This window comes from Pectinatus sottacetonis (assembly GCF_015732155.1).
GTDB classification, from domain to species: domain Bacteria; phylum Bacillota; class Negativicutes; order Selenomonadales; family Selenomonadaceae; genus Pectinatus; species Pectinatus sottacetonis.
The window spans coordinates 463,077-488,040 of record NZ_WIQK01000001.1 but is presented as its reverse complement, the minus strand read 5'-3'; the positions used below and the strand labels follow the sequence as shown (position 1 = coordinate 488,040).

Below are 24,964 nucleotides of genomic sequence, written 5' to 3'. Positions count from 1 at the left end.
TTATTTGTCCTCCTTAAAATCGTTTGCTGCTGTATTCATTGCTGGACGCTTGTCCGACATAGGTACTAAGGTTGGCTTGCCCTGCGGTTTTTCGATAAAACCGGAGAGCAGTTCTTCAAATCTTGTCTTGCCGAGCAGTTTGGTCATTGCCGTAACACCCAGAACCTTGTATTCGTATGGGTCATAACCGGCACCCTTAACCGTATCTACCACAGCGGTTTCATTAACATATTTCCTGTTGGAGCGTCCTTCGACAATCTTCCAGTCATTCCACTCCTTGCCGCTGACTGCCTGCTGCAATGCGTATTCCTTGATATCGCCTGCCCAAGATACCAGTGCATCAACTTTTGAAAGAATGGCCTCTATCTCATCATCTTCAAGGGTGGAAGGCATCTCAAAATCGTAACGTGCAAGTTCAAGGTTGTATTCGGCTCTCTTACGGCAGGTGGCTTTTACTTTGCAGAACTGACAGTGGTTTCCGGCTTTGTATTCGCCCTCGCCTATTGCCGCCAGCTGTGCTGTTGGACTCAGCACTTCATCCGCCCATTTCAGAAGTTCTTCTTTGGAAATGGTGTATGTGCTGACACTATCCCGCCTTGGCTGGAAGATAGTCATGGTCACCGAATCAATATCATAGATACCGTCAAACAGTTGTAAGGCTCCCAGTGCGTAGCACATCATCTGCGGATTCTTTTCTGCTTCTACCAGAATGCCGACACCGTATTTAAAATCAATGACGGTCAGCGTTTCATCTGCAACAATCACGCAGTCCCCGGTGCCGAAGCCCTGCGGCACCCATTTGGAAAAATCAAGATGCTGTTCAATTAGAACAATAGGGTCTTTGCATTTTTCTTTTGCCACAGCAAGCTGCTCCATCACATACTGGGCATACATATCCGAGCAGTCCGCCATTTCTTCATCGAAGAAAGTAAGGTTTTCTGTTGGATCTTTCGATTTCTGCCCCAGTGCTGTTTTCAGTTTGTGTTCGCAAAGGCTGTGGGCATCGGTGCCCTGCATTGCAAACTCGCTTGTGGTGTCACCGACCTTAGCACACTGCAATGCCGATGGCGGACACTCCAGCCACCTGTGACTGGAGGATGCTGATAAGACTGCGTGGTCCAGACCGGTCTCTCTTGCACCTACAGTACAATTCACCTTCTGTTTATTGGGCATTCCCAAGTACCTCCACTTCAGCAAGCAGTGCCTTATATTCTGCTGGATTTATCCCGGACAGCTTTTCTGCACCATGCTTTGTAAGGATTGCTTTGACTTCTGCCGTATAGCCTTTGCGGGATTTATCCGCACACACGGCTCTGACATCTTCCAACGTGAGTGCTTTTTCTTCCGGCGCTTCAGCTTTTGGCTCCTCGTTGGTTTTCTTCTTAACAGCAGTCTTTTTTACAGGCTGCATTGCGTCCTTTCCACTGCTGAACAAATCAGCCAGTTCTTCGGAAATACGTACCAAGGTTTCGCCGCACTTTTTGAGTTCATCCACGAGCATGGATAATTCGCTTACTTTACTCACGATGTCGCACCTCCTTCCTTAACCGTACAAATGGAAACTTCTTCCACGTTGTCACCGGGTACAAGAATTGTGAGTTTCTGTTTTCTTCCGAGGAAGAAGCATAGAATACGTTCTCGTACACTAATACTGCGGCAAGAAAGAATACCATCTGATTTTTGTTTCTTGGATACACTGATTCTCAAATTGTGTTCCATCTTTATCCCCTCTTTCCGAGAGTGTTTTTTGACCCTCTACCTAATAGCCTTGAAAAAGAAGTAAATCTGACGGTTTTGAAAAAATATAAATAAAAAAAATAAACCCACCAAGAAAATTCATCCTCAGTGGGCATCAAATTATCTATTCTATTTCCTAACTAAAGCATATAGTAAAACCGCTCCAACTCCGTAGGCTACATTCCTCTGATTCTTAATTGCCTGCATTTTTTTCTTCTCCTCGGACGCGTACGTTTTCAAGGATGCGTTGGCACCCTGCAATAAGTCCGTCTGCATCTGTGAGGTTTTCTTCAATACAGTCAGCTCGCTCTTGGATCTATATTAATAAAGTAGACACAAATACATGTTACTTGTTACAATAAATTACACACCCAAACGGAGGTAATATTATGGCTGACAAATCAACACGTTATGACGAAGAATTCAAAAAGTCTGTTGTGTCCCTGTTTAACAATGGTAAAACTCAGACGTCCCTGTGCAAGGAATACGGTATTTCCCAATCGGCCTTGGCCAAATGGATTAAACAGTATTCCACGGTTAAGACTGAAGATGGCGAAATTCTCTCCGCCAGACAGATTAAAGACCTGCAGAAACGCAACGCCCAGCTTGAAGAAGAAAATGTCATACTAAAAAAAGCGATTGCCATCTTCACGCCACACTCAAAGAACGACTAGTCGCCGTTCATAAGCTCAGATTCCAACACAACATCAAAATCCTGTGCAAAGTCCTGCGTGTAAACCGCAGTACATACTACAAGCACTTCCATTCTGCTCCGGCACCCCGAAGTCTGGAAAACCAGATCATTAAATCCTACATACTCCACATCTACGCTGACTACAAGAAAAGACTCGGTGCTTACAAGATTACATACTCAAACTTCGCACATCCCAAACAAGCCTGCAATAATGCACAGCAAGGGAATGTGACTCCTTAAATGCCAACATCATGCACGGTGTTTCAAACAGTTGTGCCATAAGAGTGGCAGTTTTTCTAAGAAAGAATTAAGCATCTCATCCAGTTCTTTTTCCATGAAAAGCATTCGTTCCTTTATCCTGTCAATGAATTTTTTCAAAATCAATAGCAACGCGTCCATATAACGTAAATCTTGCAGCTCATCATACGAGGCAAAAAACAGATCACCAATGCTGCGTTTATCGTAAGCGCACAATAATACGGTGTATTTAATCCACGCCTCCCAAGTGAGATAATAGACTTAAATAAGTCACACAAAAAAGCTGAAAAAGCCATTTCAGTCATTTTTGTCATCTCATTGGGGAGGTTTTCTTTTGACTCAAATGCAACAGATCAAGCACCAGCATTCTATGAAATACTGGAAACAGATTCTCATCGCCCAGCAGCAAAGCGGCCTGCCTGCTACTGAGTATTGCCGGCAGCAGGATATCAAGTACAACGCTTTTTATTACTGGCTCCGCAAGATCCGTAAGGAGTTTGCGGAAGTGGTTCCGCAGCTTCCTGCGGAAACAACGTCCGGTCCCCGGTTTGCCGTCTTGTCGACGGCTGCTGTCATCACTACGGTTCCGGCGTTATCACAATCGTCCATGCTAAAGCTTTCCTGCGGCCCTGTCATACTTGAAATCACGGAGTCGACGTCACGGCAATTACTTACACAAACGCTGCGATGCATCAAGGATGTGTTTCCAGTATGCTAGTCCATGCGCTCACGGCAGATCATGTTTACCTTGCCTGCGGTCGGACGGATATGCGTAAGTCTATAGACGGGTTAGCTGCTTTGGTTCTGTCTCGCTTTAAGCTGGATCCACAGCAGCCATTCCTATTCCTTTTTTGCGGCCGCCACAAAGATCGCATCAAAGGCCTGCTGTGGGAGGAAACCGGCTTCCTGCTTTTATACAAGCGCCTTGAAAACGGTCGGTATCAATGGCCGGACAAGCCGGAGGATTTGCGGGAAATCTCAGAGCAGCAGCTTCGCTGGCTGACGGAAGGCTTATCCATCTCCCCGTCAAAAGCTGTGCAAAAGGTTTATCCCCTCCATAATTTCTAAAATCTGTGCATAACGAACCGAAATCTGTGGACAGTCAGCCTTCGCTATTCCTGGCTTTGCTGGCTTTCTTGCAGTATAATAGAAGCATAGATTTTAGGAGGCTTTTCATGACAGACCAACGCGAGCAAGAGATGCAGAACCGCATAGATGGTCTCCTCTTGGAAAAGGAGAACCTGAACCATGAGGTAGGTTATCTCAAGGAGCAACTTGCCCAGTTAAAGAAAATGGCTTTCGGCTGCCGTACAGAGAAGACTACGGAAGTCCTCGGTGATCCCGCAGAGCTGAATCTTTTCAATGAGGCTGAAATCGAGGTCCGGGTCAATGCTCCGGAACCGGTCATCGACGTGCCGGCACATCAGCGTCACAAGAAACAAAAAGGGCATCTTGAGCAGCTGCTCAGGGAACTGCCCCATGAGGAACGCCTCATTACGCTGCCGGAAGATGTGCGCATCTGTAAACGTTGCGGTACGCCGCTTACCCCCATGGGCAAGGAAAAGATCCGCACGGAGGTGCAGTTCATTCCGTCTCAGGTGAAAGTCATCGACTTTTACCGTGCGTCGTTCCAATGCCTGGAGTGTCGTAAGCAGGAGCATTTCTCCATTGAGAAGCCTGTCATGCCGCAGCCGGTGCTGGCCAAATCCATTGCCTCACCTTCCAGTGTCGCTCATGTTATCACGCAAAAGTATCAGTTCTCCATGCCTCTTTACCGGCAGGAACAAGAATGGAAAGCAATCGGGCTCGCTTTGCCCCGGGCAACGCTGGCCAATTGGGTCATCCGTGCCGCAGAAGATTGGCTCATGCCTCTTGTGGACCGTATGCATAGTCTGCTGCTGGAGAAACCCATTATCCATGCCGACGAAACCCCCGTACAAGTCCTTCATGAGAAGGGCCGTAAGAATAAGACGAAGTCTTATATGTGGGTGTATACCAACGGCGAGTTCCAGACCGATGGGCAGCAGATTCGCATCTACGAGTATCATCCCGGACGCAGCGGCAGCTTCGCAGGAGAGTTCCTTAAGGATTATAAGGGCATCCTGCAGACCGACGGTTACGCCGGCTATGAGCAGATTTCCAGCAAGGAACACGCGCTTTGCTGGGTACATGCCCGCAGATACTTTGTGGATTCCATTCCTGCAGGGCTGACAAAAGAGGATGCCGCCACTTCCGTCAGCGGACAGGCCATCCAACGGATCAACGAGTTCTTTGCCTTGGATAAGGGTCTGGCTGACAAGACCCCGGAAGCACGGCAAGCAGAGCGTCTGCGGCTTATAAAGAACAAGCTGGAGGCTTTCTTTGCATGGCTGGAAACCATCCGCCCTGGCACATTGCCAAAATCGGCACTGGGCAAGGCTGTAAATTATACTCTTAACCATAAAGAAGGCTTGCGCGTTTTCTTGAAAGATGGGAATGTGGCTTTATCCAACAACATCTGTGAGCGTGCGATCCGCAACTTTACCATCGGCCGCAAAAACTGGCTTTTCAGCGCATCGCCAAAAGGCGCAGCAGCCAGTGCTGCTATCTACAGTATCGTAGAAACCTGCAAGGCCAATGGACTTGCCCCATTCAGCTACCTGACCTATCTCTTTGAGCGAATTCCCAACATGGATTTCAAAATACATCCGGAAAAACTGGATGCGGTCCTTCCTTGGACGGATGAAATACAGAAAAACTGCAAATAAGTTTCCTGAGCATGACCGATATCCCGGTTATGCTTATTTTATTTACCGGTAACACCAGATGATTTACCGCTTACCGTTTATCTGCATTTCGGCGCTGCTCCAGCGACAACATCGTGTAGCGAGCAAAGACAATGGAGACATGAGCCGTCATGGCATCATAAGACATTGTCCGGTTTTCTTTCCCCAGCTTCAGGAACGATTTGCACATCTTGAAAAAGACTTCAATGTTCCAGCGCTTACCATAAGTCTGGATGATTTCTTCTTCTGACAAATTGACATCAGTCGAAGCTAGGATGAGATACTCCTGACGGTTATTCTTGTTCCTTACGAAGACTAATTTCACCGGTGTTGACATTGAGTCTTTTACTGCTTCAACTTCTACAGAAAGCAGGAACTTGGCACGCCCACGACGTTTCGTAGCAGCACGGAAGATAGCTGGCGCGCTTTGCATTCGGCCATTATAACGGAAATGGATGGTCTCCGATTTCTTGACCATGGCAATAACGTCGTAGCCGATTTCCTTGATTTGAATCAGCGAAATCGGCGAACAGAACCAGGTGTCAAAGAGAACATACTTAGCTGGAATTTCGACTGCTTTCGCCTCTTTCAGAAGCGTCTGGAGTACGCTGGTTGCTTTAGTCTGTGCCAGCTTACGTTGCTTACCGCCATTACTCCTGGCATCAACGCCAACGGACGCTTCCTGCAGACGGTTTTCACGGTTGGCAGAGGAAAGCAGGCAATGACTGAGCGGAAGGAATGAATTACCATCACTCCATCCAAGCGTCAGCATGCGGAAACCTTTGGTATATTTGTGCTCCACATGGTCATAGACCTTTGCCAGCAGCTCAACCTTCTTGGAACGAGATCTGCTGAAAAGAGAATCATCGATTATGAGCACATTGCGACGACTCTCATCCGTAAGCGGAGCAATTTTATGGATAACAGCAAAGCCCAGCTGAAGCGTAAACTTACGCCAGTTGACACTGCAGGAGTTCATGAAACGGTAAAACGTATCTTTGGCAAAGGGGAGAGAGGGCAAAGTCTCTTTCTCCTTCTGAAAAAACGATTTGTTGCTGAATGCATTTTCAAAGGCAACCTGAAATACCGTTTTTACTGAAAATCCGCGTACTTTATATGCATTGCAGGAGCTGAGGATCTTGCTGACATGGAATTCTTCAAGAAAATGTGAGATTTTCGAAGAAAGAAGTTCACTGGAACGATGATGATGTGCTACAATATTCATGGCATAAGCCCTCCGTTTGTGTTATGGATTTTTGTCACTTTCATTATACAAAGCGGAGATGACTTATGCTATTTTATTTTGAAAAAGTTGATTTAAGAATTAATGGACCGTTTCACAACTGCGAAGTTTGAGTTACATACGTATTGGAGCGTGATTATGGCATCAAAATCAGCGTTGGCAGAGTGTACCGCCTGATGAAAACCATGCAGCTACCACCAATGTCTACCGTTAAGCCTTCTTTTGTTCGTGCTGCAGCAGACGAGGACGACTGCCCGAATCATTTAAAACAGCTCTTTACGCAAAAAGCTCCTAACCTTGCTTGGGTCAGCGACTTTACCTACATCAGAGCCGGTGGCAAATGGTATTACTTATGCATAATCATCGATCTTTTCTCAAGGAAAGTAATTTCTTGGCATCTTTCCGGCAAACCCGATGTAGACCTTGTCCTGAAAACATTTAAAAAAGCCTATGCAAAAAGGAATGCACCATTCGGCCTGATGTTCCACTCAGACCGTGGTTCCCAGTACACTGCATTTGCTTTCCGGCAGCTACTAGACTCTTTGAACGTCGTTCAGTCTTTCTCTAAAAAAGGCTACCCTTTTGACAACGCTGTATGTGAATCTTTCTTCAAATATCTGAAGAAAGAAGAAACTAACAGAAAGACATACCATACTTTTGAAGAATTGAAAAGCTCGATCTTTGAATATATAGAAGGCTACTACAATCCTAAGCGTCCTCATGGCGCCTTAGGCTACTTGACGCCCAATGAAGCTGAGGCTGCCTATGACAGCCAAATATCTTCTGCTTCTGCTTGATAACAAATTAGCTGAATTTGTGTCCACTTGCTTGACTATAGTGCAAATCCTTTCGAATTCTTTCACTTTTTTTAACAGTTCTGCTAGCATATCCTTTTCTTCAAGTTGGCGTTTTAGCCTGATGTTTTCACGTCTAAGTTGCTCAAGTTCATCAACCTCATCGTCTGTTTTGTGATGTCCTCGTTTATCAAATAATGTGTTTTCACCACCTGCATCGTATTTCTTCACCCACGAATATACCTGGCTATAAGACACATCATAAAGTGATGCTGTATCTTTATAATTCCGTTCGTGATTTAAACAGTATTCAACGATTTGCTTACGTTCTTCAATAGTTGTTTTTCATCTCGCCTCTGCCATATAGACCTCCCGTTTCGGACAGTAGTCCTTAAGTTTTCTATTGGCATTATACAACGAAATCCATTCTCGTAGCTGGTGTGAAGAAGAAATATCATATTTTATTATCAAATCTTGTAAAGAACCCAAACCAGCGATATATTCTTCAACTACCCGAAGTTTGAATTCTTTTGTATAACTTTTGTTGCCTGAATGTTCCTGAAAAGCCATTATTCCATACTTTTCATATTTCTTAGACCATTCCATAATTGTCTTTTCCCTCGGTGTTCCAAGAGAAATACATATTTCTTTTAAGCTACGTGTGCCACTGCGATAATCCTTGCAGGCTTGCACTCGTTGTTCAATAGAATATTTGGATTTTCTAGGCATGAAAATACCCCCTAAGTAGATTTTGGTTATTTACCTTGTCTACTTAAGGGGTATCATATGAATATCCGAATGCTAATAAGGGCTGTTTACTTCTTAATATTTAGGCCCCCATGAACAGTTTGATATCGTCGTCTACGCTTCCGATACCCGCGATACCAAAAGTCTCAACAAGGACCTTTGCAACATTGGGTGACAAGAATCCCGGCAACGTCGGCCCCAGATGGATATTTTTCACTCCGAGGTAGAGCAACGCCAATAGAACAATAACCGCTTTCTGCTCATACCAAGCGATATTGTAGGCAATAGGTAGTTTGTTGACATCATCGACGCCGAAGACTTCTTTCAGTTTTAGTGCTATGACAGCGAGTGAATATGAGTCATTGCATTGCCCTGCATCCAATACGCGCGGAATACCGCCAATATCTCCTAAAGCTAGCTTGTTGTATCTATATTTTGCACAACCGGCAGTCAGAATTACCGTGTCTTTCGGCAGTTTTGTCGCAAACTCGGTGTAATATTCCCTTGACTTCATGCGACCATCACAACCGGCCATTACAAAGAATCTCTTAATCGCGCCTGACTTCACAGCAGCCACAACTTTGTCCGCCACGGCAAAGACCTGCTCATGAGCAAATCCTCCAACAATCTTACCGGTTTCAATTTCTGTCGGTGCCTTCAGTTTTTTTGCCATCGCAATGACCGTCGAAAAATCTTTTTTGCCGCTCGTATCTGCTACGATATGCGGGCAGCCAGGGTAGCCCGCAGCGCCGGTTGTGAATATCCGAGTTTGTACTTCTTCGCTCCGAGGCGGAACAATGCAATTGGTCGTAAACAGAATTGGGCCGTTGAAAGTTTCGAACTCGCCCACCTGTTTCCACCAAGCGTTCCCGTAGTTCCCCACGAGGTTGTCATATTTCTTGAAAAAAGGATAATAATGAGCCGGCAGCATCTCACTATGTGTGTACACATCGACCCCTGTGCCTTTTGTCTGTTCCAGCAGTTGCTCCAGGTCAGTCAGGTCGTGGCCAGATATTAGGATTGCAGGGTTATTGCGTACACCGATGTTCACTTCCGTGATTTGAGGATTGCCATACTTTGAAGTATTAGCTTCGTCCAGAAGTGCCATCGCTTTTACACCATATTCGCCTGTTTTCAGTGTCAAAGCAACCAACTCGTCAGCAGAAAGTCCGTCATTAAGTGTTGCCGCCAGGGCTTCATAAATAAAAGTGTAAAGCTCACCATTTTCTTTGCCGATATTGAGAGCGTGATGAGCGTATGCCGCCAATCCTTTCAAGCCATAGGTAATCAGCTCCCGCAAGGAGCGCACGTCTTCGTTCTGTGTTGCCAGCACGCCGACCGCAGCAGCTTTTTCCACCATGGCTTCTTTTAACGAAACTTCAAACGTTGCGGCGTCATGCAGTTGACCAGCAGCAATTTTCGCCCGTAACTCATTTCTCAATTTAAGCATTTTTTTAATTTCTGCTTCAAAGGCAGCCGCATCAAAATTCGCGTTCGTAATTGTCATAAACAAGCTCTTCATAACCTCATGGTTAATGTTCCCCAATCCCTTGGTGTCAAGTTTTCCTTTCACAACGACTTCCGAAATGCCTTTCAGGGTATAAATCAGTAGATCCTGAAGTTTGGCTACTTCTTCTGTTTTGCCGCATACTCCTCTGACTTCACACCCCGTGCCTTTTGCAGTTTCCTGGCATTGATAACAGAACATACTCATTAAAATTTCCCCCTTTTATTTTTGTCCACAAAACTATGAAACGTTGGCTACCATATCAAAGCTTAGGCCACCAACCATTCATCACTAAATTAGTCCAATGACCGAATCTTTCATATATGGCTGTTCCCGTTTGATTTTTCAGTGTTGCCCGTGACCGGAACGACCAAGATACGTTGTTCCCAATCTTTCCAGCCGCTTGTGCAATTCTTCGTGTTTACCCATTCCGATCACTTCTTCTTCCAGCGTCTCGAACCTGTCGAACAGTTTCTCCTGCATCTCTGCCGATAAAAGCTTATCGGCCATTGAGAAAAGCATTGTGTTTTCTTTGCTGATGTGTTGTTCCAGCAGTTCGATGTAGTCCGTGATATATTTAACCAACAAAGCCGTCGCCTCTGCATTCCCCACTTCATAATCGACTACGGCCTGACTCATATTCCGGATGTAAACCCTTCCCTGTTCATGTTCGGCAAGCATAACGCCGATTGGACCGCCTTCCTTCGGCACTCCCGCCAACTCCAGCTGGGGAAACAGGATTTGTTCCTCTTTGCCATGATGGCACCGATCCACGAATACTTTGAGAAAGTCGATCATGTCGTCAATATCTGCAGTCTGAAGTTTCTGTTGAGCATTAATTTTTACGCAGGCAGCATCCATGATTTTCATCATCAACCTAACCGCTTCGTGTTCTTTTTTCAAGGCATCAGTTGCTTTCATTCCTGTACCCTCCTCTATTATTTGGTAAATCGCTAACCATCATGGTAACCAGATGCCATTAAACACCAATATTCTAGGGAATTATGATTTTGTAAAAAGTGGGCTTCGGATTTCCTTGGAATAATGAAGCCACTTTTTTTCCAGCTTCCGCATGTATTGGACTGGAATGCATGGCCAAAAATGCTTCTTTTGTTTCCATCTCCACTATGGCGACATATGTTCCACCATTTTCAGGTTCTAAGAGACTTCGCCGGATAAACCCCGAGAACTTGCGAAACTCTGAGTTTGACCATTTAAACCAATCCTTAAATGCCTCGTCTTGACCTTCTTTAATCGCCGGAAACTGAACGATGGAGATGAACATGAACAGCACCTTCTTTCAATATTTTTCAATCGAAGCGGTTAAACTAAGCGATCTTTTTTCGATGATAAAACAGCTTGTCTAGATCATTAGGCTCCTTGACATAATCAAAGTGTACGTTCTGCTACAATCACTCTTACAATATCCCAGAGGAGGTATTCCATAATTTGTGTTCCAAACCTTGCCCCGGTCACCAAGTCGGCCGTATTCCGGTTAATGTGGTCCCCTAAAAGCATAACTGCAATCGGATTTAACCAATTCATCAGACAGCGAAGCACTGATTTGTCACTGCCCATATGTTCCAACAGGATTAACCTGCCTCCCGGCCTAAGAACCCTATAGCATTCTTTTAGCCCCTTGATGGGATCTGGTACAGTGCAAAAGACAAAGGTGGCCACCAAACAATCGAAACTGCCGGAAGGTAGCCGCAAGTCTTGAACATCCATCACTTCCAGCTTAACAGGCGTCTTGCACTGAGCCGCTTTCTCTCGAGCTCTATCAAGCATTCGCGAGCTGACATCAATTCCAATAATTTCTTGGCAATGATCCGAGTAATAGGGAAGATTTAAACCCGTTCCGACCCCCACTTCCAAAACACGGTCGTAGGCAAAACTGGTCGCCCTACGACGCCAAGCGTCGGGAATAAGCAAATCAACCACACCGTAAATGCCGGCTATATTGTCATATTTGGTTTTAACTCTTTCATTTTCTTCACTATCCAAGGAATTTCTCCTTAAAATTATAAATCTATGGAACGTTGGTAACACTGCCACAACTTAGTTGGGCACTCATCCAATACGTTAGGGTCCACTTGACCAAGGATGGCTAACGGTTGAATCATTCCAAGAAACAGCATCGCAGCTGCCGTGACATCAACGTCCGCATTGATCTCTCCTTTTTTTTGCCCTTGAAGTATCATTTTTTTCACCTGTTGCACATAGGAGCCAACCGCAGACAACATACCGACTTTTAATTCGGGTTTACGTTCACTGCTGAGAAGAAAATAAAGTATCCTAGGAATAGCGGCTTCCTCCTTGAGCAGCTTGACGTGCAATTCAAAGAGCAGTTTCAATTTAACAATCGCCGTGCCGTCATAATCCATTGCCTGGCTTAAATTGCATTGCAGGCATTTATCGGTAAACTCGATAAGGGCAGCGACAATATCTTCTTTCCCTTTGAAGTGCCTATATATCGCGGCCGGCACAAGTTTAACTTCCACGGCTATGTCAATAATGTTCAATTTGTCCAAGCCGTTTTGCTCGACTAAAAATAGCGCAGCCCGCACAATTTCCTCTTTTCTAACTTCAGTGCTCTTTCGACTTCTCACGTCAATCCTCCCGAATATCCAGCAATATTACTCCGACCAATCTCAACTAATCCAGTGAAATTACCTGTACGGGACAGCCATCTGCTCCTTGTTGGGCGCATTCGACCAAAGTCCCTTCCACACTTCCTTCAGCGATGTTTTCCGCAACTCGAAACTTGCCAACAATTTGACTTTTCTCATCCTCGGCATTTTGCTCGTAAATTTCAGGACATGCCCCCCAGCAAGCTCCGCAGCTAATGCAACCATCCCTGTCGATTTTGATTTTTGCCATATCATTTCCCTCCTCAATTTTTCTAGGCCAAATTCTTACGAAACTTCTTAACAGCTAGTGTCAGTACTAAAATGCCCAGTATCAAGAGCGCCATGATTTGCGGCCACAATATCGCCACTCCCACCCCTTTCAGGAAGATTCCCCGGATAATCACCAAGAAATAGCGTAATGGGTTTAAATAAGTGACGGCTTGCACCACCTCCGGCATGTTAGCGATGGGAAACATGAAACCAGACAGCAGGACCGCCGGGAGATAAAAGAAGAAAGTAGACATCATTGCTTGTTGCTGCGTTTCTGACAGTGTGGAAATAATCAGCCCGATGCCAATCGTCGTCATCAGATAAAATCCGTTGGCGACAAATAGCGTGATGATGCTGCCCCGAACTGGTATATCAAACCAGAACACACTGATCAGCGTGACAAAAATCATATTTACAAAGCCGAGAATGATCGACGGCATGGTCTTGCCCAGAATAAACTCCAGAGGTGTGATCGGCGTGACCACAATCTGTTCCATGGTGCCCATTTCTTTTTCCCGGACTACCGACATACTGGTCAATAAAAGCGTGACAAGCATTACGATAACCGCGATAACCCCAGGCACGTAAAAATTGCGGCTGGTCAAGTTTTCATTGAACCAGGCCCTGGTTTGCAGATTGACCCCAACCGCTTCCCCACCATGACTGCCAGTCCGCTTCCGCAACAATTCGAGGGCATCACTGCGCACGATGTTACCTGCGTAATTCAAAACGACTCCTGCCGTATTGGAATCCGTTCCGTCAACGATAATTTGAACGGTAGCGGTTGCACCTGCGGCAATCTTTCCGCTGAAATCGGGAGGAATCCGGATGATGGCTGCAACTTTTCCGTAGTCGATCAGTTCATCGATCTCACGGTCGCTATGGATTTGTGTCTTGACCAAAAAATAACCAGAATGTACAAAACGGTCGACCAGGTCACGGCTTTCCGGGGTTTGGTCCTGGTCGTAAATCGCCGTTTCAACCTGTCTCACGTCAGTTGTTACCGCATAACCGAAGACCATGCTCTGAACCAGAGGCATTACTAAAACGATCGCCCTCATTTTAGAATTACGGAATACCTGGATGAATTCTTTCCGAATCATGTGACGCAGACGCTCAAATGTCATGATCTACACCAACCTTTTTTTGAGCTTTTTATTAGCAATGAGGATAAGAGCCACGGCAAAAAACATTAGAATCATCGTTTCAGACAAGATTATCGATAGCCCGGCACCCTTCAGATAAATGTTCTTAAGTATAGCGACGAAATAGCGGGAAGGGACCAAATAGGTTATTCCCTGAATGGCTATTGGCATATTCGCTATGGCGTACATAAAACCAGACAACAGGAAGGAAGGGAGAAAAGTCAGCACCATAGCCAGCTGGCTTGCTAAGAGCTGCGACCTTGTCAATATGCTGATCAGCATGCCCATGGCAAGCGATCCGGGGAGAAAGATTGCAGCAACCCCAAAAACAAGCGCTGCATTGCCTCTCAAAGGCACTTCAAAAAAGTATTGCCCCATCAGAACGGCAAATAGCACATCAAACATACCGATTAGAAAATAGGGCGTCAGTTTACCAATGATCAGTTCGATAGGTTTCAGCGGCGTGGTGATCAGTTGTTCCATCGTGCCATTCTCCCATTCACGGGCAATGGTGAGAGACGTCAGGAGCGCGGCGATAACCATCATAATCACTGCGATAAGACCCGGTATAATGTAATTCTTCGCCTGCATATTCTGATTGAACCAAACCCGCGGTTTCGCCTCCAAAGGGACAATTGCTGTTTTGCCCCCCCTCTTTTGGGCTGCTTCAATCAGCAGTGAACTGGTATAGCCGTCAGTTACCATTTGGGCATATCCTATGGCAATTGTAGCGGTATTGGCGTCACTGCCGTCGACAATCAGTTGCACATCAGCTTTGCGGCCGCTTTCCAGTTTTCGGCTGAAATCAACCGGAATGACCAGGGCCAAAATCGCCTCACGCTTGTCTACGACCTGTTCAATTTCTGCATACGAATTAACGTAACCGGATAGGCCAAAATATCGGGAAGAAGTAAAACGTCCAATGAATTCCCGGCTTTCGTTTGTATCGTTTTGGTCCCACACCACCAACGGAACATTATCCACATCCAAACTTAAAGACGAACCAAAGAGGAATATCAACAGAACGGGCATGGCAATAGCCATTCCCAAACTGCGCGGGTCGCGGATGATGTGGATAAATTCCTTCCGGATAATTGCTATTATGCGATGGATATTCATATCGTCACCGCCTGAAGATTCTTTTTACTATCGCGAGCTTCAATGATCGAAACAAACACGTCTTCGAGGGAGGGTTTAATTTTATCCAGCCTAGTATAAGAAGATTCCTGCTCTTTTAAGGCTGTGACTATAACAGGAATGGCTTGTTGTGCGTTTTCTACCGAAAGATGCAGACCACGTCCAAAGAGGGCCGCTTCCTTTATTTCTGGAATTTTCTTTACCTCTTGCAGCATCTTAAAAGGATCAGAACACTCCAAATTTAATATATCTGCGCTCATATATCGGGTTTTCATTTCATCGGGAGTGCCGATAGCCACTAGCTCACCCCGATAAATCATTGCCAGACGGTCGCAGTATTCGGCTTCATCCATATAGTGGGTTGTTACAAAAACAGTGACGCCTTCCGCCGCGAGTTCATAAATCAGATCCCAGAAGTTGCGCCTAGATATGGGGTCTACTCCTGAGGTCGGTTCATCAAGAAATATCACAGGAGGTTTATGAAGCAAAGCGCATCCCAAGGCCAATCGTTGCCGCCAGCCGCCCGCCAGAACCGAAGTAAGGCTGTTCCGGTGCTCGTCAAGCCCTGACATCTTTATGACCCATTTTTTACGGGCGTTTTTTTCGGCCTGCGGTATTTGATAGATCCCACTGTAAAAATCAATGTTCTCTTCGACTGTAAGGTCTTCATAGAGTGAAAATTTTTGCGACATGTAGCCGATTTGGGCCTTTATTTTTTCAGCTTCTTCGAATACGTCATAACCGAGGACGTTCGCTTTGCCCGCTGTAGGAACAATAATGCCGCAGAGCATTCTCATAGTGGTTGACTTTCCCGCTCCGTTTGGTCCAAGAAACCCGAATATTTCGCCCCGCTTAACTTGAAATGACACCTTATTGACGGCCTGAAAATCTCCATACCGCTTTTCCAGGTTCTCCACCGTAACCGCATATTCAGCTGCCGTCGTATCATCAGCCACCCGAACCACTTCCCTCCGTAGGCATTATCATGGAAATGAACACATCTTCCAGCGATGGCACAACAATTTCCACTTCTGCCTGCACTCCTATCTCTGTTAGCGAGCTGTTTACCATACGCAGGACCTGTGGCATTTCCCCTTCCAGCACCAGATGGATTTTTGCGCCGAACAACCCTGCCGATACAGGAGCTAACCCCGCAACCAATGAAGCAAGGACCTGCCTCGGCTCACCGCAACGGATTTCAACCAATACGCCGCGCATCTGTTCCTTAACTTCATCCGGCGTGCCGGAAATGATCAACTTACCCTTATGCAGCAGGGCAATTCTCGCGCATCGCTCCGCTTCATCGAGATAAGCCGTGGAAACGAAAATAGTGACCTTTTCTTCGAGTAGCCGGTACAGGATTCGCCAAAAGTCCCGCCGAGACAATGGATCGACTCCATTCGTAGGTTCATCCAGCAGTAAAACCTTAGGGGTATGTACCAAAGCGCAGGCAAGCGCCAATTTCTGTTTCATCCCGCCGGATAATTTTCGTGCCTGACGGTCGCGAAACGGCTCCATATTGCTGAAGGCAAGCAGTTCGGGGATTTTCTCTTTGCGTATTTGCCGCGGCACATTATACAGGTCGGCATAAAAATCTATATTTTCCTGCACGGTCAGATCCTGATACAGCCCAAAACGTTGCGGCATATAGCTGATATGACTTCGCAGCTGCTCCGAATCCTTAACAGTGTTGCAGCCATATACCCAGGCCTCGCCAGCCGTTGGTAGCATCAGGCCAGCGAGAAGCCGCATCACAGTCGTTTTACCAGCGCCGTCCGGTCCCACCAACCCGAAAACCTCTCCCTCGTTGACCGTAAGTGTCAGGTTATCTACGGCCGTGTTGTCGCCAAATCTCTGAGTCAGCCCTTCGGCTCTAATAACATCCATAACTCATTCCCCGCTCAGCTTGATGACTGCGTCAGCAGGCATGCCGGGTTTTAATTCGCGAGCGGTATTTTCGATCATGATTTTGATGCGATATACCAATTTTACCCGCTCTTCCGCCGTCTGGATGTTCTTGGGCGTAAATTCAGCCTCTGAAGCAATATAGCCGATGGTGCCTTTGTAAATTTTATTTGGATAAGTATCTGTAGTTACCGCCACTTTTTGTCCCAGCTTCACCTTGCCAAGATCGCTTTCCGAAATATATGCTTTTAACCACACCTGGTCAAGCTCCCCAATAGTCACTACGGGTGTTCCCGGTGAGACATATTCGCCAGACTCTATATTTTTTGACAACACAACCCCATCGATAGGAGATGCAACTTGTGCGTAGGCTAATCGTGTCTGGGCTAATTTTAGAGTCTGTTTTGCCTGCTCTAACCGGGCCGCAGCCAATTCAATTTCTTCCTGTCGCGGCCCCTCCAGCACCAGGCTAAGCTGCTGCGCCGCCTGATCAGCACGGGCGGTCGCCGTTGCATAGGCAGTTTGACTTCGGTCCCGATCCTGCGTTGATATTGCGTTTTGGGCAAACAATTGTTGCGTACGCCAATATTCTGCCGCAGCATTATTCTTATCCGCTTCAGCACTGCGCAGTGTCGCTCTCGCCGCAGATACATCTTGAGGGCGAGAACCGTTTGTCAGTTGGGCAAGAGTTGCCTGAGACGCGAGCAATTGTGCTTTGGCGTTGGCAACCTCAAGCTCGAGGTCTGCGGTTTCCAGTTTGGCTATCGGTTGCCCTTTCTTGATACTGTCCCCTTCTTCTACAAGACGCTGGACAACATGCCCGGCAATTTTAAATCCTACGCCAACGGTAGTGGTTTCGATATTGCCGGATACCTTGACCTGATTCGGGTCAACTTGTTTTTTGAAATAAAGGAAATAACCGCTTGCCGCCAATGCGATGATCAAAACAAAGATCAATACTTTCTTTCTCTTATTCATACCAACGCCCCCAAGAAATTTTTGGATAGCACGCCTAATAATTTACTCAATATTATTCGTGAATGTAAATTCACTTTCACTTAAAATATAACACGAAGTATTGCAAAAAGCAACTGTTCTATCATTTTAAAAAACATTTTATTTAAAATTTCATTTGTCCCTCGCATAATTCAAAATTAGGCCCATCTACTGAAGCTTATAGGGTAAAGAATTTCCAGTTTGTTGCTTTGGTTTTTTATAGAAATACCTAAAACAAAAAAATCGGTCAGGATTACTTTTACAGCAACCCCAACCTGCTTATTTCTGTCTCTATTTAATGAAACACTCGACTTCTGTACTATCAAGCCAACTCACTGTCAACCTGCTGTCAGCATAAACTACTACTTTTTCCGTTAACGCAAAATATAGGTCAATATCGAATTCCTTGATTCGCCCTGTTTCAGTTATGATTTTTAAAAACTGTTTCGCCTTGTACCGCTTGTCTTATAATCTTTTCGTTCATGGTTCTTGCCTCCTTGTTTTTGTTATACACATATTCGCTCTTTATGTGCATAATAGCAACTCATTATCGGCAAGTATACATTATCTCTGTTCTTATAATCAGCACCTTTCAGCAGGTCTTATTATGTATCCTTCCGGCAAAGATCCTCGCCATAGACTACATTAAGACTGCTCCCGTTATCCCAATTTACTAAAATACTGGCAGTATCATCCACGCCAGTCACGGTTCCTTTTGTGCCGACTGGCGGAGCCTGCACATCGTCCATCTTTAAAATCTCCACTCTAGTTCCTGCCGGATACTGTCTGCGTACCATCTCCACAATTTCTTTACTCGGAAATCTCATCGTCTGCCGCCTCCTTTTTCGCACCGCTCTTGAATGCACTGCTGCCAGTCAGATTCTTCAGCAGGATTTTTCGGTCAGCCTTGTACTCGGCACCCACAAATCCCAGTCGAAGAAGCAGGCATCGGAATGCATACTTTTCATTTTTCACAGTCTTTTCGGTATTGGAGATACGTTTCTGCTCCAGGCTCATTTTGCACATAGCGGCGATGAAGTTGGTGTAGGCTTTAACCGTTTCGGCATCCAATCCGTCTGCAAACCAAGGGAAGGAAATCTGCTTCTCTGTAATTTCAATCGGCAGTTCGCTGATTCCCAGTGCCTTCTTAATCAAACTGCCCTTGGCTTCCAAGAGATTCGTAAGGTTGCCGACCAGCACCTTATCTAGCGGCATCACCACCGTAAGCCCCATGGTTTCGCCCTGTGGCGCGGTTTCCGGAACTCCATATGCAGACGGGCAGTCCTCCAAAAGCTCCTCACAGTCGATTTCCGGCTGTGGTTCATCGTACTCCGAACTCGCGCAGTGAAAACCTCTCTGATCAAGTCCCTCCAGCACACGCTCGATTTCCTCGCTGCCTGCCATGTCATTGAAGGTAAGGTTGCCCTCACGAGTCACGGTAAAATAGTCCACCGTGTATGCGTAGGTTGGGGTTCTCATGTAGACTGCTTTCGCCCCTGTGATTTCTTCCAGTGCCTTTACAAAAGGCTTTCTGTCGGTGATGTTGTAAATAACTTTCATTTTGTAAGTACCTCCTTTTCTTCGGTACTACATATATCACTCTAAAAGGAATAAATAGCAAGCTAATTATGTAGAAACTTTTAAGTTATTCTCCATTGGCACTGACCTCCAAATCCTCAAAACGGATGGTCTTGCCATCACGAAATACGGATACTGTATCCGCAGAGCCAACCTGCTCAATATAGCGTTTTACGATAACATCGCAGTATTTCTCATCCAGTTCAATGGTGTGACAGATTCTGCCTAGCTGTTCGCAGGCAATTAAGGTACTGCCACTGCCACCAAAGGGATCTAGAACAATACAGTTGCTCATACTGGAATTCTTAATTGGATAGGCAATGAGCGGAATCGGCTTCATTGTTGGATGGTCACCATTTTTCTTTGGCTTATCAAACTCCCAGATGGTAGTCTGCTTTCTATCGGAATACCACTGATGCTTGCCTTTTTTCTTCCAACCGTAAAGGCATGGTTCATGCTGCCATTGGTACGGTGAACGTCCTAAAACCAGACTTTGTTTTTTCCAAATACACGTTCCGGACAGATAAAAACCTGCCTCTGAGAATGCCTTTCTGAAATTAAGGCCTTCAGTATCGGCATGAAATACATAAATACTGGCATCATCTGCCATGGCTTTTTCCACATTTGTAAACGCATCGAATAGGAACTGATAGAACTTGCCGTTCTCCATATTGTCATTTTTAATTTTTCCTGCACTGCCTTCGTAGTTGACGTTGTATGGCGGGTCTGTTACTACGAGGTTAGCATTTTTACCGTCCATGAGCACCATATAGGTTTCTTTCTTTGTGCTATCACCGCAGACTAGACGATGATTTCCCAGAAGCCAAACATCACCACTCTTGGAAACAGGCGATTTTTGCAGTTCCTCATCCACATCGAAATCATCATCCTTTGCATCACCGTCTTCGACTGCAAAAAGTTTTGCGATGTCCTTTTCATCAAAGCCGGTTAAAGCAATGTCAAAATCCGCACCTTGCAGAGTTTCGATTTCCACTCTTAGAAGCTCTTCATCCCAACCGGCATCCATTGCCATACGATTATCAGCCAGGATATAGGCTTTCTTTTGTGCCGGAGTAAGGTAATCAACAAATACACATGGTACTTCTCTGATGCCTTCTTCCTTGGCTGCAAGAATCCGTCCATGCCCAGCGATCACATTGTAGTCCCTGTCTATAATAACCGGATTAATAAAGCCAAATTCTCTAAGCGAAGAACGCAGTTTCAAAATTTGCTGGGAATTATGAGTCCTTGCATTATTTACATATGGAATAAGCTTTGCTACATCCACCAGCTGCATTTCTGTTGTCGTTTTTCCCATTAAGCACTGCTCCTTTCCAAAATCTTACTAAGGCCTTTTTCAGCACCGCTGATATTACTGGACAGTGCCTGACCCTTTAAACTTCTGACTTGTTGCCGCGTAAGCTTAGGTCTGTGAAATTTCAACTTATGCAAAAACACTGTCAGCTCATTTCTGTCCGCCATTATTTTCTCCTTGCCCGCAAAAGCAGTTCCATAGTATCTGTGGTATTATCCTCAAATACCTCCGTACAGTTCTGCTTTACAATATCGTAAATTTCATACCAGATAAGATTGGCACTTTTCTGGTATTGCTGTGACATCTGCACAAAAGGCGAGGTCATAACCCCGCCTGTAGTTGGATGCTTTCCTAGTAGGCCATACGCACTCGTTGCATCTTCGCACTGAATATATCTGGCCAGTGCCTGTGAATAGGTTTCTATAAGTCTGGGATTGACCAGCCTTTCACAATTTCGCTCTTTTAGCCACAGCCAGGTTTCTTTATATATTTCATCAGCGCCTAAAGGAACACCATTTTTCTGTCTTGCCGATAAATATTCGCTGGGTTTTGGCATATCCATTCCTTCCAGGACTGCCCCTTCCGGCAAATCTACTGCAGCAAGTTCTGCTGTTTTTAAAACCGGTATATCATTTACCAGTATTTTTACTGTTTTTCCACTTTGTATTTTATCGGCAGCAGCGGCTGGCTTATCTCCTGCCCGAACCCTTCTGCCGCCACGATTTGTACCGTCTCTTGCCATACCTTACACTCCTAAATCTGATTTTTGGGGTTAATCCCCTGTTTGAACTGCAATTTTTGTGCGTGAGAGCCTATGCCCGGTCTAGCTTGGCGGGTTTTTAGAGATTTGACCTCCCCCTCCCCTGGACCATCTGCCGCCAGTTTTAGCTGTGATTCTGGAATGGCAGACTTTGCACAGTGCCATGAGGTTGTCCTCATCGCTTGTCCCGCCAGCAGCCAGCGGCAGAATATGATGAACCTCGGTAGCTTTCGTCAGCCGATGTTCCTTCTCGCACATTTCACAGAGTGGATGCTTGCTGAGGAACGCACGTCTGACCTTCTGCCACTGCCAGCCATATCTTTTCTTGACCTCGGGGTTTCGGCCGTACTTATCGTATTGTTTGACCGCGAGCTTTTTATGTTTCTCGCAGTATCGTTCATCCGTCAGCCTTGGGCAGCTTGGATACGCACAGGGTTTCTTTGGTCTTTTCGGCACACCTGCCACCTCTTTTCGGGCATAATAAAAGCCCTCGAAGGATTGCTCCTGCGAAGGCTGCTACTCTTTATCTGCTTCTTTTGCTGACTATAGCATATCACAAACATTCGACTGACATCTAGTGCATTTAACTGACATCTTGCGGTGGAATGAAACTTTTTAAAGCTTCTTTGTGAATGCGGTACACATGCCGGACATTATAGTGCATGACTGCTGCCACTTCATTCCAGGACTTAAAAGCGAGGTATCGCATCCGCAGTACCTGCCGATACTCAGGGTTTTCCACTCGCTCGATGGACAGCTGCATAGCTTTCTTGCAATCCACCAAACGGTCAATCTCAGCATCTATCAGTTCTTCCTGCTCGATGATCTTCATAATAGCATTTTCCATCTTGCAGGTGTTCCTTGTCGGACTGCCGGGCATATCGCTGACCGCAGCTGTAGCCTTAGTAACCAATGTTCTAAGCACACTCAGATATTCTAGTTGGCTCTTTATCTCCCGCTCTATCTGTATTGCCCTGCTCAGATATTCCTTGGCGTTCATCGGCATTCCTCCTTGAGTTTCTGTTCTAAAAGCCGGCCATCTATATTAGTCAGCATGGCAAACCACTTTGACCTAAAGAACTGCACCAAGACAGCCTGATCTTCTGACTCTTTCTTTTTCTTTGCCAGCCGATAATCATTAACTGCCTGCAGGACAATGGCATTAGCAAGCTGTTCATACCCATTCATATTTCCTCCAATTCTGCTCTGACTGCATCCATCAAAGCAAGCTGCGTTGTATTCTTCTGCGCCAAGGCTTTCATGATGTGTTCATCGACTGTAGCCTTGGCCACGATATGTTGTATGACCACGGTCTCAGCCGTCTGTCCCTGACGCCACAGTCTGGCATTCGTCTGCTGATATAGTTCCAAACTCCAGGTTAATCCAAACCACACCAAGTGGTTGCCGCCTGCCTGCAGGTTCAGCCCATGACCAGCCGAGGCTGGGTGAATAAGTGCCACCGGTATCCTGCCGTTATTCCAGTCGGCTATATCCTTTGCAGTCTTGATTGCCCTCACATCAAAACGTTTTCTGATACGCTCCAAATCGTGACGGAACCAATATGCCACAAGGACAGGCTTGCCGTTTGCCGATTCGATAATATCCTCCAGTGCATCCAGCTTTCTTTGGTGTATCTCCAAAATGCTCTCATCATCGGAATAGACTGCTCCGTTTGCCATCTGGGACAGCTTGCCTGTAAGCGATGCGGCATTGGCGGCAGTAATCTCTCCGTCTGGCAGCTGAAGAATGAGGTCTTTTTTCAGTTCCTCGTATTTCTTCTTTTCTGAATCCGACAATTCCACCTCATACTTGGTGCTGATCATTTCCGGCATTTTCAGATGGTCGGTGGATTTCATGGAAATCGTAATGTCCGAAATCTTATCGTATATCTGCTGTTCGGCATTTGGCAGCGGCTTGTAATTGTAAATAATTTGACCGTTCCGCTTGTCCGGAGAGAAATAGGCATTTCTGTATTGACCGATAAATCGTCCAAGCCTTGCACCCATATCCAAAAGTTTGAACTCTGCGAATAAATCCATTAAGCCGTTACTGGAAGGAGTGCCAGTCAGACCTACCATTCTTTTTACCTTCGGTCTTGCCTTCATCAGTGCCTTGAACCGCTTGGACTGATAATTCTTGAAGGACGAAAGCTCATCCACAACCACCATATCAAAGTCAAAGGAAACCCCGCTTTTCTCAATCAGCCACTGTACATTTTCACGGTTGATGATGTAAATATCCGCCTGTGTTTTCAGTGCCGACAGTCGTTCTGACTCAGAACCGACTGCCACCGAATACCGCAAAAGGTGCAGATGCTCCCAATGTTGTATCTCATTCGCCCAAACATTACCTACTCTCAAAGGGCATATAACTAAAACACGATGAATATCAAAATAGTCAAACATCAAATCATTTATAGCCGTAAGTGATGTTACAGTTTTCCCAAGTCCACAATCTAAAAGGACTGCAGCTACAGGATGTTCAATAATAAAATTGACACTATATTCCTGATACCCATGCAAATCATTCTTTTTTAATAAATCTGCCATGACAGTCCCTCTCTTTCTGGGAAGCGTGTATTTTCATATGCTCTGAAGCTGTAACAACTTTTAAATTGGCAAAATCATTATTTAGATGATTGCCGTCAATATGATGAACATCCTCATTCTCTTGAAGTTTTCGTCCAATCTTCATTTCTGCAAGCCTGCGATACAGTTTTTCTCCTGATATCATTTGATTATCTGCACCAGCTTTTTCAAAATTGACGTAGTCGATATAGCACCCATAATCACAAAAATTATGCTCGTTTCTTGCAACATCAGAACGCTTTTTGTAAATTGGATTGCCACACCAATCGCATGATACATATATTTTTTTCACTTTGAATTCATAGCTGCATTCTGGGCAACAGAAGAAATGTTCGTTTCTCTTTTTATGGTTACCTCTGTATTCAAAAATTTTCCCACAGTTATCACACGTTCGCAGACTCTTCAATCGAAAACGTTCTGCGTTTGCTTTTCCTAAACACGCTCTGCAGCAATATTTTTTTTCATGAATGTGATTATGGTTTCTCTCAAATTCTTTTCCACACCAGTCACATTGAATTTTCAATTTCATCAAGAACCCCTCCAATCTGTCCCTCACTGTCAAGAACATACACTCGAAATCCCAGACGGCTCAGCAGTTTGTGCCTTGCCAACTGTAACGGTCTTGGCTTTTCTCCCGGTGCTTTGACTTCCACAAAGGCAAACTTACCATGAGGAAGAAGCAATAAGCGGTCCGGCATACCATCGAAACTTGGAGAAGTAAACTTGGGACATATCCCGCCATGCTTTTTTACTGCTGCTGCAAGTTTCTGTTCTATTATTTTTTCTCTCATGTTTTCTCTCCTAAAATCACAAGACACAACTGACACAACTACCTCGGAAAATTTCTATACGCGCGTATGTGCCTACACACGCTTGCATTACCCTATATAAAATA

General features: G+C 45.4%; 32 protein-coding genes and 1 pseudogene. 5 read left to right on the top strand and 28 right to left on the bottom strand.

Features of this window, described 5'->3' with window-relative positions; genetic code table 11:
• Entirely contained in the window at positions 1-1,173 is a 1,173-nt protein-coding gene (locus I6760_RS02220; RefSeq protein ID WP_196592895.1) for a DUF2800 domain-containing protein, read from the bottom strand.
• Positions 1,163-1,525, bottom strand: a complete 363-nt coding sequence (locus tag I6760_RS02215) for a hypothetical protein (protein ID WP_196592894.1) — start codon at positions 1,523-1,525, stop codon at positions 1,163-1,165. Before I6760_RS02215 ends, I6760_RS02220 begins: the two co-directional genes overlap by 11 nt.
• A 601-nt stretch (positions 1,526-2,126) precedes the next feature.
• Between I6760_RS02215 and I6760_RS12660 the strand changes: the two are divergent.
• Positions 2,127-2,602, top strand: a pseudogene (locus I6760_RS12660) (transposase); the annotation flags it as partial.
• 78 nt (positions 2,603-2,680) lie between these two features.
• Here the strand turns inward: I6760_RS12660 and I6760_RS02205 are convergent.
• A complete protein-coding gene (locus I6760_RS02205) occupies positions 2,681-2,905 on the bottom strand; it encodes a hypothetical protein (RefSeq protein WP_196592892.1) in 225 nt (74 codons plus the stop codon).
• A gap of 127 nt (positions 2,906-3,032) precedes the next feature.
• Here I6760_RS02205 and tnpA point away from each other — a divergent pair, with 127 nt between their 5' ends.
• The 3 genes from tnpA to tnpC all read left to right on the top strand — a co-directional run bounded on the left by tnpA (position 3,033) and on the right by tnpC (position 5,436).
• Positions 3,033-3,407: an IS66 family insertion sequence element accessory protein TnpA gene (gene tnpA, locus I6760_RS02200; protein ID WP_407947306.1), complete on the top strand. Its 375-nt coding sequence runs from the start codon at positions 3,033-3,035 to the stop codon at positions 3,405-3,407.
• Entirely contained in the window at positions 3,377-3,757 is a 381-nt protein-coding gene (tnpB, locus tag I6760_RS02195) for an IS66 family insertion sequence element accessory protein TnpB (RefSeq protein ID WP_330997939.1), read from the top strand. The genes tnpA and tnpB overlap by 31 nt, the downstream gene beginning before the upstream one ends.
• A 107-nt stretch (positions 3,758-3,864) precedes the next feature.
• The gene (tnpC, locus tag I6760_RS02190; RefSeq protein ID WP_196592889.1) at positions 3,865-5,436 is read left to right on the top strand and encodes an IS66 family transposase; all 1,572 of its coding nucleotides are present in this window, start codon (positions 3,865-3,867) and stop codon (positions 5,434-5,436) included.
• Positions 5,437-5,506: 70 nt separating this feature from the next.
• Here the strand turns inward: tnpC and I6760_RS02185 are convergent, their stop codons facing one another.
• Positions 5,507-6,679 carry an IS4 family transposase gene (locus I6760_RS02185; RefSeq protein WP_231036049.1) on the bottom strand — a complete coding sequence of 391 codons (1,173 nt, stop codon included), beginning with the start codon at positions 6,677-6,679 and terminating at the stop codon, positions 5,507-5,509.
• Positions 6,680-6,822: 143 nt separating this feature from the next.
• Here I6760_RS02185 and I6760_RS02180 point away from each other — a divergent pair, with 143 nt between their 5' ends.
• Entirely contained in the window at positions 6,823-7,494 is a 672-nt protein-coding gene (locus I6760_RS02180; protein WP_196592888.1) for an IS3 family transposase, read from the top strand.
• On the opposite strand, the gene I6760_RS13015 is transcribed toward I6760_RS02180, so the two are convergent.
• The 24 genes from I6760_RS13015 to I6760_RS02060 all read right to left on the bottom strand — a co-directional run bounded on the left by I6760_RS13015 (position 7,426) and on the right by I6760_RS02060 (position 24,860).
• The gene (locus I6760_RS13015; protein ID WP_196594726.1) at positions 7,426-7,827 is read right to left on the bottom strand and encodes a helix-turn-helix domain-containing protein; all 402 of its coding nucleotides are present in this window, start codon (positions 7,825-7,827) and stop codon (positions 7,426-7,428) included. The genes I6760_RS02180 and I6760_RS13015 overlap by 69 nt on opposite strands.
• 9 nt (positions 7,828-7,836) lie before the next feature.
• Positions 7,837-8,220 (bottom strand): transposase, encoded by a 384-nt coding sequence (locus tag I6760_RS02170; RefSeq protein WP_196592887.1) that lies wholly within the window; start codon positions 8,218-8,220, stop codon positions 7,837-7,839.
• A gap of 100 nt (positions 8,221-8,320) precedes the next feature.
• The gene (hcp, locus tag I6760_RS02165; protein ID WP_196592886.1) at positions 8,321-9,952 is read right to left on the bottom strand and encodes a hydroxylamine reductase; all 1,632 of its coding nucleotides are present in this window, start codon (positions 9,950-9,952) and stop codon (positions 8,321-8,323) included.
• Positions 9,953-10,090: 138 nt separating this feature from the next.
• Entirely contained in the window at positions 10,091-10,666 is a 576-nt protein-coding gene (locus I6760_RS02160; protein WP_196592885.1) for a hemerythrin domain-containing protein, read from the bottom strand.
• 73 nt (positions 10,667-10,739) lie between these two features.
• Positions 10,740-11,030, bottom strand: coding sequence for an antibiotic biosynthesis monooxygenase family protein (locus I6760_RS02155; RefSeq protein ID WP_196592884.1), 291 nt, complete (start codon positions 11,028-11,030; stop codon positions 10,740-10,742).
• 104 nt (positions 11,031-11,134) lie between these two features.
• Entirely contained in the window at positions 11,135-11,749 is a 615-nt protein-coding gene (locus I6760_RS02150; RefSeq protein WP_196592883.1) for a class I SAM-dependent methyltransferase, read from the bottom strand.
• A gap of 17 nt (positions 11,750-11,766) precedes the next feature.
• Positions 11,767-12,354, bottom strand: coding sequence for a TetR/AcrR family transcriptional regulator (locus I6760_RS12905; protein WP_196592882.1), 588 nt, complete (start codon positions 12,352-12,354; stop codon positions 11,767-11,769).
• Positions 12,355-12,400: 46 nt separating this feature from the next.
• Positions 12,401-12,625, bottom strand: a complete 225-nt coding sequence (locus tag I6760_RS02140; RefSeq protein ID WP_196592881.1) for a ferredoxin — start codon at positions 12,623-12,625, stop codon at positions 12,401-12,403.
• A gap of 22 nt (positions 12,626-12,647) precedes the next feature.
• A complete protein-coding gene (locus I6760_RS02135) occupies positions 12,648-13,772 on the bottom strand; it encodes an ABC transporter permease (RefSeq protein ID WP_196592880.1) in 1,125 nt (374 codons plus the stop codon).
• Positions 13,773-13,775: 3 nt separating this feature from the next.
• A complete protein-coding gene (locus I6760_RS02130) occupies positions 13,776-14,909 on the bottom strand; it encodes an ABC transporter permease (protein ID WP_196592879.1) in 1,134 nt (377 codons plus the stop codon).
• Positions 14,906-15,883 (bottom strand): ABC transporter ATP-binding protein, encoded by a 978-nt coding sequence (locus I6760_RS02125; protein ID WP_196592878.1) that lies wholly within the window; start codon positions 15,881-15,883, stop codon positions 14,906-14,908. The genes I6760_RS02130 and I6760_RS02125 overlap by 4 nt, the downstream gene beginning before the upstream one ends.
• Positions 15,876-16,814 (bottom strand): ABC transporter ATP-binding protein, encoded by a 939-nt coding sequence (locus I6760_RS02120; protein WP_196592877.1) that lies wholly within the window; start codon positions 16,812-16,814, stop codon positions 15,876-15,878. The genes I6760_RS02125 and I6760_RS02120 overlap by 8 nt, the downstream gene beginning before the upstream one ends.
• Before the next feature lie 3 nt (positions 16,815-16,817).
• Positions 16,818-17,810 carry an efflux RND transporter periplasmic adaptor subunit gene (locus I6760_RS02115; RefSeq protein ID WP_196592876.1) on the bottom strand — a complete coding sequence of 331 codons (993 nt, stop codon included), beginning with the start codon at positions 17,808-17,810 and terminating at the stop codon, positions 16,818-16,820.
• Between the two features lie 623 nt (positions 17,811-18,433).
• Positions 18,434-18,655: a DUF4314 domain-containing protein gene (locus I6760_RS02110; RefSeq protein ID WP_196592875.1), complete on the bottom strand. Its 222-nt coding sequence runs from the start codon at positions 18,653-18,655 to the stop codon at positions 18,434-18,436.
• Positions 18,639-19,388 carry a virulence gene (locus I6760_RS02105; protein WP_196592874.1) on the bottom strand — a complete coding sequence of 250 codons (750 nt, stop codon included), beginning with the start codon at positions 19,386-19,388 and terminating at the stop codon, positions 18,639-18,641. Before I6760_RS02105 ends, I6760_RS02110 begins: the two co-directional genes overlap by 17 nt.
• Before the next feature lie 85 nt (positions 19,389-19,473).
• Positions 19,474-20,724, bottom strand: coding sequence for a site-specific DNA-methyltransferase (locus tag I6760_RS02100; protein WP_196592873.1), 1,251 nt, complete (start codon positions 20,722-20,724; stop codon positions 19,474-19,476).
• Positions 20,724-20,888: a hypothetical protein gene (locus I6760_RS02095; RefSeq protein ID WP_196592872.1), complete on the bottom strand. Its 165-nt coding sequence runs from the start codon at positions 20,886-20,888 to the stop codon at positions 20,724-20,726. The genes I6760_RS02100 and I6760_RS02095 overlap by 1 nt, the downstream gene beginning before the upstream one ends.
• Positions 20,888-21,463 (bottom strand): terminase, encoded by a 576-nt coding sequence (locus I6760_RS02090; protein ID WP_196592871.1) that lies wholly within the window; start codon positions 21,461-21,463, stop codon positions 20,888-20,890. Before I6760_RS02090 ends, I6760_RS02095 begins: the two co-directional genes overlap by 1 nt.
• Before the next feature lie 81 nt (positions 21,464-21,544).
• The gene (locus I6760_RS12805; RefSeq protein ID WP_269140283.1) at positions 21,545-21,739 is read right to left on the bottom strand and encodes an HNH endonuclease; all 195 of its coding nucleotides are present in this window, start codon (positions 21,737-21,739) and stop codon (positions 21,545-21,547) included.
• A 325-nt stretch (positions 21,740-22,064) separates the two neighbouring features.
• Positions 22,065-22,481 carry a DUF1492 domain-containing protein gene (locus tag I6760_RS02080; protein WP_196592869.1) on the bottom strand — a complete coding sequence of 139 codons (417 nt, stop codon included), beginning with the start codon at positions 22,479-22,481 and terminating at the stop codon, positions 22,065-22,067.
• Complete coding sequence (locus tag I6760_RS02075) at positions 22,478-22,669, bottom strand: hypothetical protein (RefSeq protein WP_196592868.1); 192 nt, start codon at positions 22,667-22,669, stop codon at positions 22,478-22,480. The genes I6760_RS02080 and I6760_RS02075 overlap by 4 nt, the downstream gene beginning before the upstream one ends.
• Positions 22,666-24,030, bottom strand: coding sequence for a DEAD/DEAH box helicase (locus I6760_RS02070; RefSeq protein ID WP_196592867.1), 1,365 nt, complete (start codon positions 24,028-24,030; stop codon positions 22,666-22,668). The genes I6760_RS02075 and I6760_RS02070 overlap by 4 nt, the downstream gene beginning before the upstream one ends.
• Positions 24,005-24,598, bottom strand: coding sequence for an HNH endonuclease (locus tag I6760_RS02065; protein ID WP_196592866.1), 594 nt, complete (start codon positions 24,596-24,598; stop codon positions 24,005-24,007). The genes I6760_RS02070 and I6760_RS02065 overlap by 26 nt, the downstream gene beginning before the upstream one ends.
• Positions 24,576-24,860, bottom strand: coding sequence for a VRR-NUC domain-containing protein (locus tag I6760_RS02060; RefSeq protein WP_196592865.1), 285 nt, complete (start codon positions 24,858-24,860; stop codon positions 24,576-24,578). Before I6760_RS02060 ends, I6760_RS02065 begins: the two co-directional genes overlap by 23 nt.
• Between the last annotated feature and the right edge of the window lie 104 nt (positions 24,861-24,964).

What these genes read in the sequence shown, in the direction of transcription:
- I6760_RS02220 (WP_196592895.1), bottom strand. Translation starts at nt 1,173, where the DNA reads ATGCCCAATAAACAGAAGGTGAATTGTACTGTAGGTGCAAGAGAGACC.
- tnpA (WP_407947306.1), top strand. Translation starts at nt 3,033, where the DNA reads ATGCAACAGATCAAGCACCAGCATTCTATGAAATACTGGAAACAGATT.
- tnpB (WP_330997939.1), top strand. Translation starts at nt 3,377, where the DNA reads ATGCATCAAGGATGTGTTTCCAGTATGCTAGTCCATGCGCTCACGGCA.
- tnpC (WP_196592889.1), top strand. Translation starts at nt 3,865, where the DNA reads ATGACAGACCAACGCGAGCAAGAGATGCAGAACCGCATAGATGGTCTC.
- I6760_RS02185 (WP_231036049.1), bottom strand. Translation starts at nt 6,679, where the DNA reads ATGAATATTGTAGCACATCATCATCGTTCCAGTGAACTTCTTTCTTCG.
- I6760_RS02170 (WP_196592887.1), bottom strand. Translation starts at nt 8,220, where the DNA reads ATGCCTAGAAAATCCAAATATTCTATTGAACAACGAGTGCAAGCCTGC.
- hcp (WP_196592886.1), bottom strand. Translation starts at nt 9,952, where the DNA reads ATGAGTATGTTCTGTTATCAATGCCAGGAAACTGCAAAAGGCACGGGG.
- I6760_RS02160 (WP_196592885.1), bottom strand. Translation starts at nt 10,666, where the DNA reads ATGAAAGCAACTGATGCCTTGAAAAAAGAACACGAAGCGGTTAGGTTG.
- I6760_RS02155 (WP_196592884.1), bottom strand. Translation starts at nt 11,030, where the DNA reads ATGTTCATCTCCATCGTTCAGTTTCCGGCGATTAAAGAAGGTCAAGAC.
- I6760_RS02140 (WP_196592881.1), bottom strand. Translation starts at nt 12,625, where the DNA reads ATGGCAAAAATCAAAATCGACAGGGATGGTTGCATTAGCTGCGGAGCT.
- I6760_RS02135 (WP_196592880.1), bottom strand. Translation starts at nt 13,772, where the DNA reads ATGACATTTGAGCGTCTGCGTCACATGATTCGGAAAGAATTCATCCAG.
- I6760_RS02130 (WP_196592879.1), bottom strand. Translation starts at nt 14,909, where the DNA reads ATGAATATCCATCGCATAATAGCAATTATCCGGAAGGAATTTATCCAC.
- I6760_RS02120 (WP_196592877.1), bottom strand. Translation starts at nt 16,814, where the DNA reads ATGGATGTTATTAGAGCCGAAGGGCTGACTCAGAGATTTGGCGACAAC.
- I6760_RS02115 (WP_196592876.1), bottom strand. Translation starts at nt 17,810, where the DNA reads ATGAATAAGAGAAAGAAAGTATTGATCTTTGTTTTGATCATCGCATTG.
- I6760_RS02110 (WP_196592875.1), bottom strand. Translation starts at nt 18,655, where the DNA reads ATGAGATTTCCGAGTAAAGAAATTGTGGAGATGGTACGCAGACAGTAT.
- I6760_RS02105 (WP_196592874.1), bottom strand. Translation starts at nt 19,388, where the DNA reads ATGAAAGTTATTTACAACATCACCGACAGAAAGCCTTTTGTAAAGGCA.
- I6760_RS02100 (WP_196592873.1), bottom strand. Translation starts at nt 20,724, where the DNA reads ATGGGAAAAACGACAACAGAAATGCAGCTGGTGGATGTAGCAAAGCTT.
- I6760_RS02095 (WP_196592872.1), bottom strand. Translation starts at nt 20,888, where the DNA reads ATGGCGGACAGAAATGAGCTGACAGTGTTTTTGCATAAGTTGAAATTT.
- I6760_RS02090 (WP_196592871.1), bottom strand. Translation starts at nt 21,463, where the DNA reads ATGGCAAGAGACGGTACAAATCGTGGCGGCAGAAGGGTTCGGGCAGGA.
- I6760_RS12805 (WP_269140283.1), bottom strand. Translation starts at nt 21,739, where the DNA reads ATGTGCGAGAAGGAACATCGGCTGACGAAAGCTACCGAGGTTCATCAT.
- I6760_RS02080 (WP_196592869.1), bottom strand. Translation starts at nt 22,481, where the DNA reads ATGAACGCCAAGGAATATCTGAGCAGGGCAATACAGATAGAGCGGGAG.
- I6760_RS02075 (WP_196592868.1), bottom strand. Translation starts at nt 22,669, where the DNA reads ATGAATGGGTATGAACAGCTTGCTAATGCCATTGTCCTGCAGGCAGTT.
- I6760_RS02070 (WP_196592867.1), bottom strand. Translation starts at nt 24,030, where the DNA reads ATGGCAGATTTATTAAAAAAGAATGATTTGCATGGGTATCAGGAATAT.
- I6760_RS02065 (WP_196592866.1), bottom strand. Translation starts at nt 24,598, where the DNA reads ATGAAATTGAAAATTCAATGTGACTGGTGTGGAAAAGAATTTGAGAGA.
- I6760_RS02060 (WP_196592865.1), bottom strand. Translation starts at nt 24,860, where the DNA reads ATGAGAGAAAAAATAATAGAACAGAAACTTGCAGCAGCAGTAAAAAAG.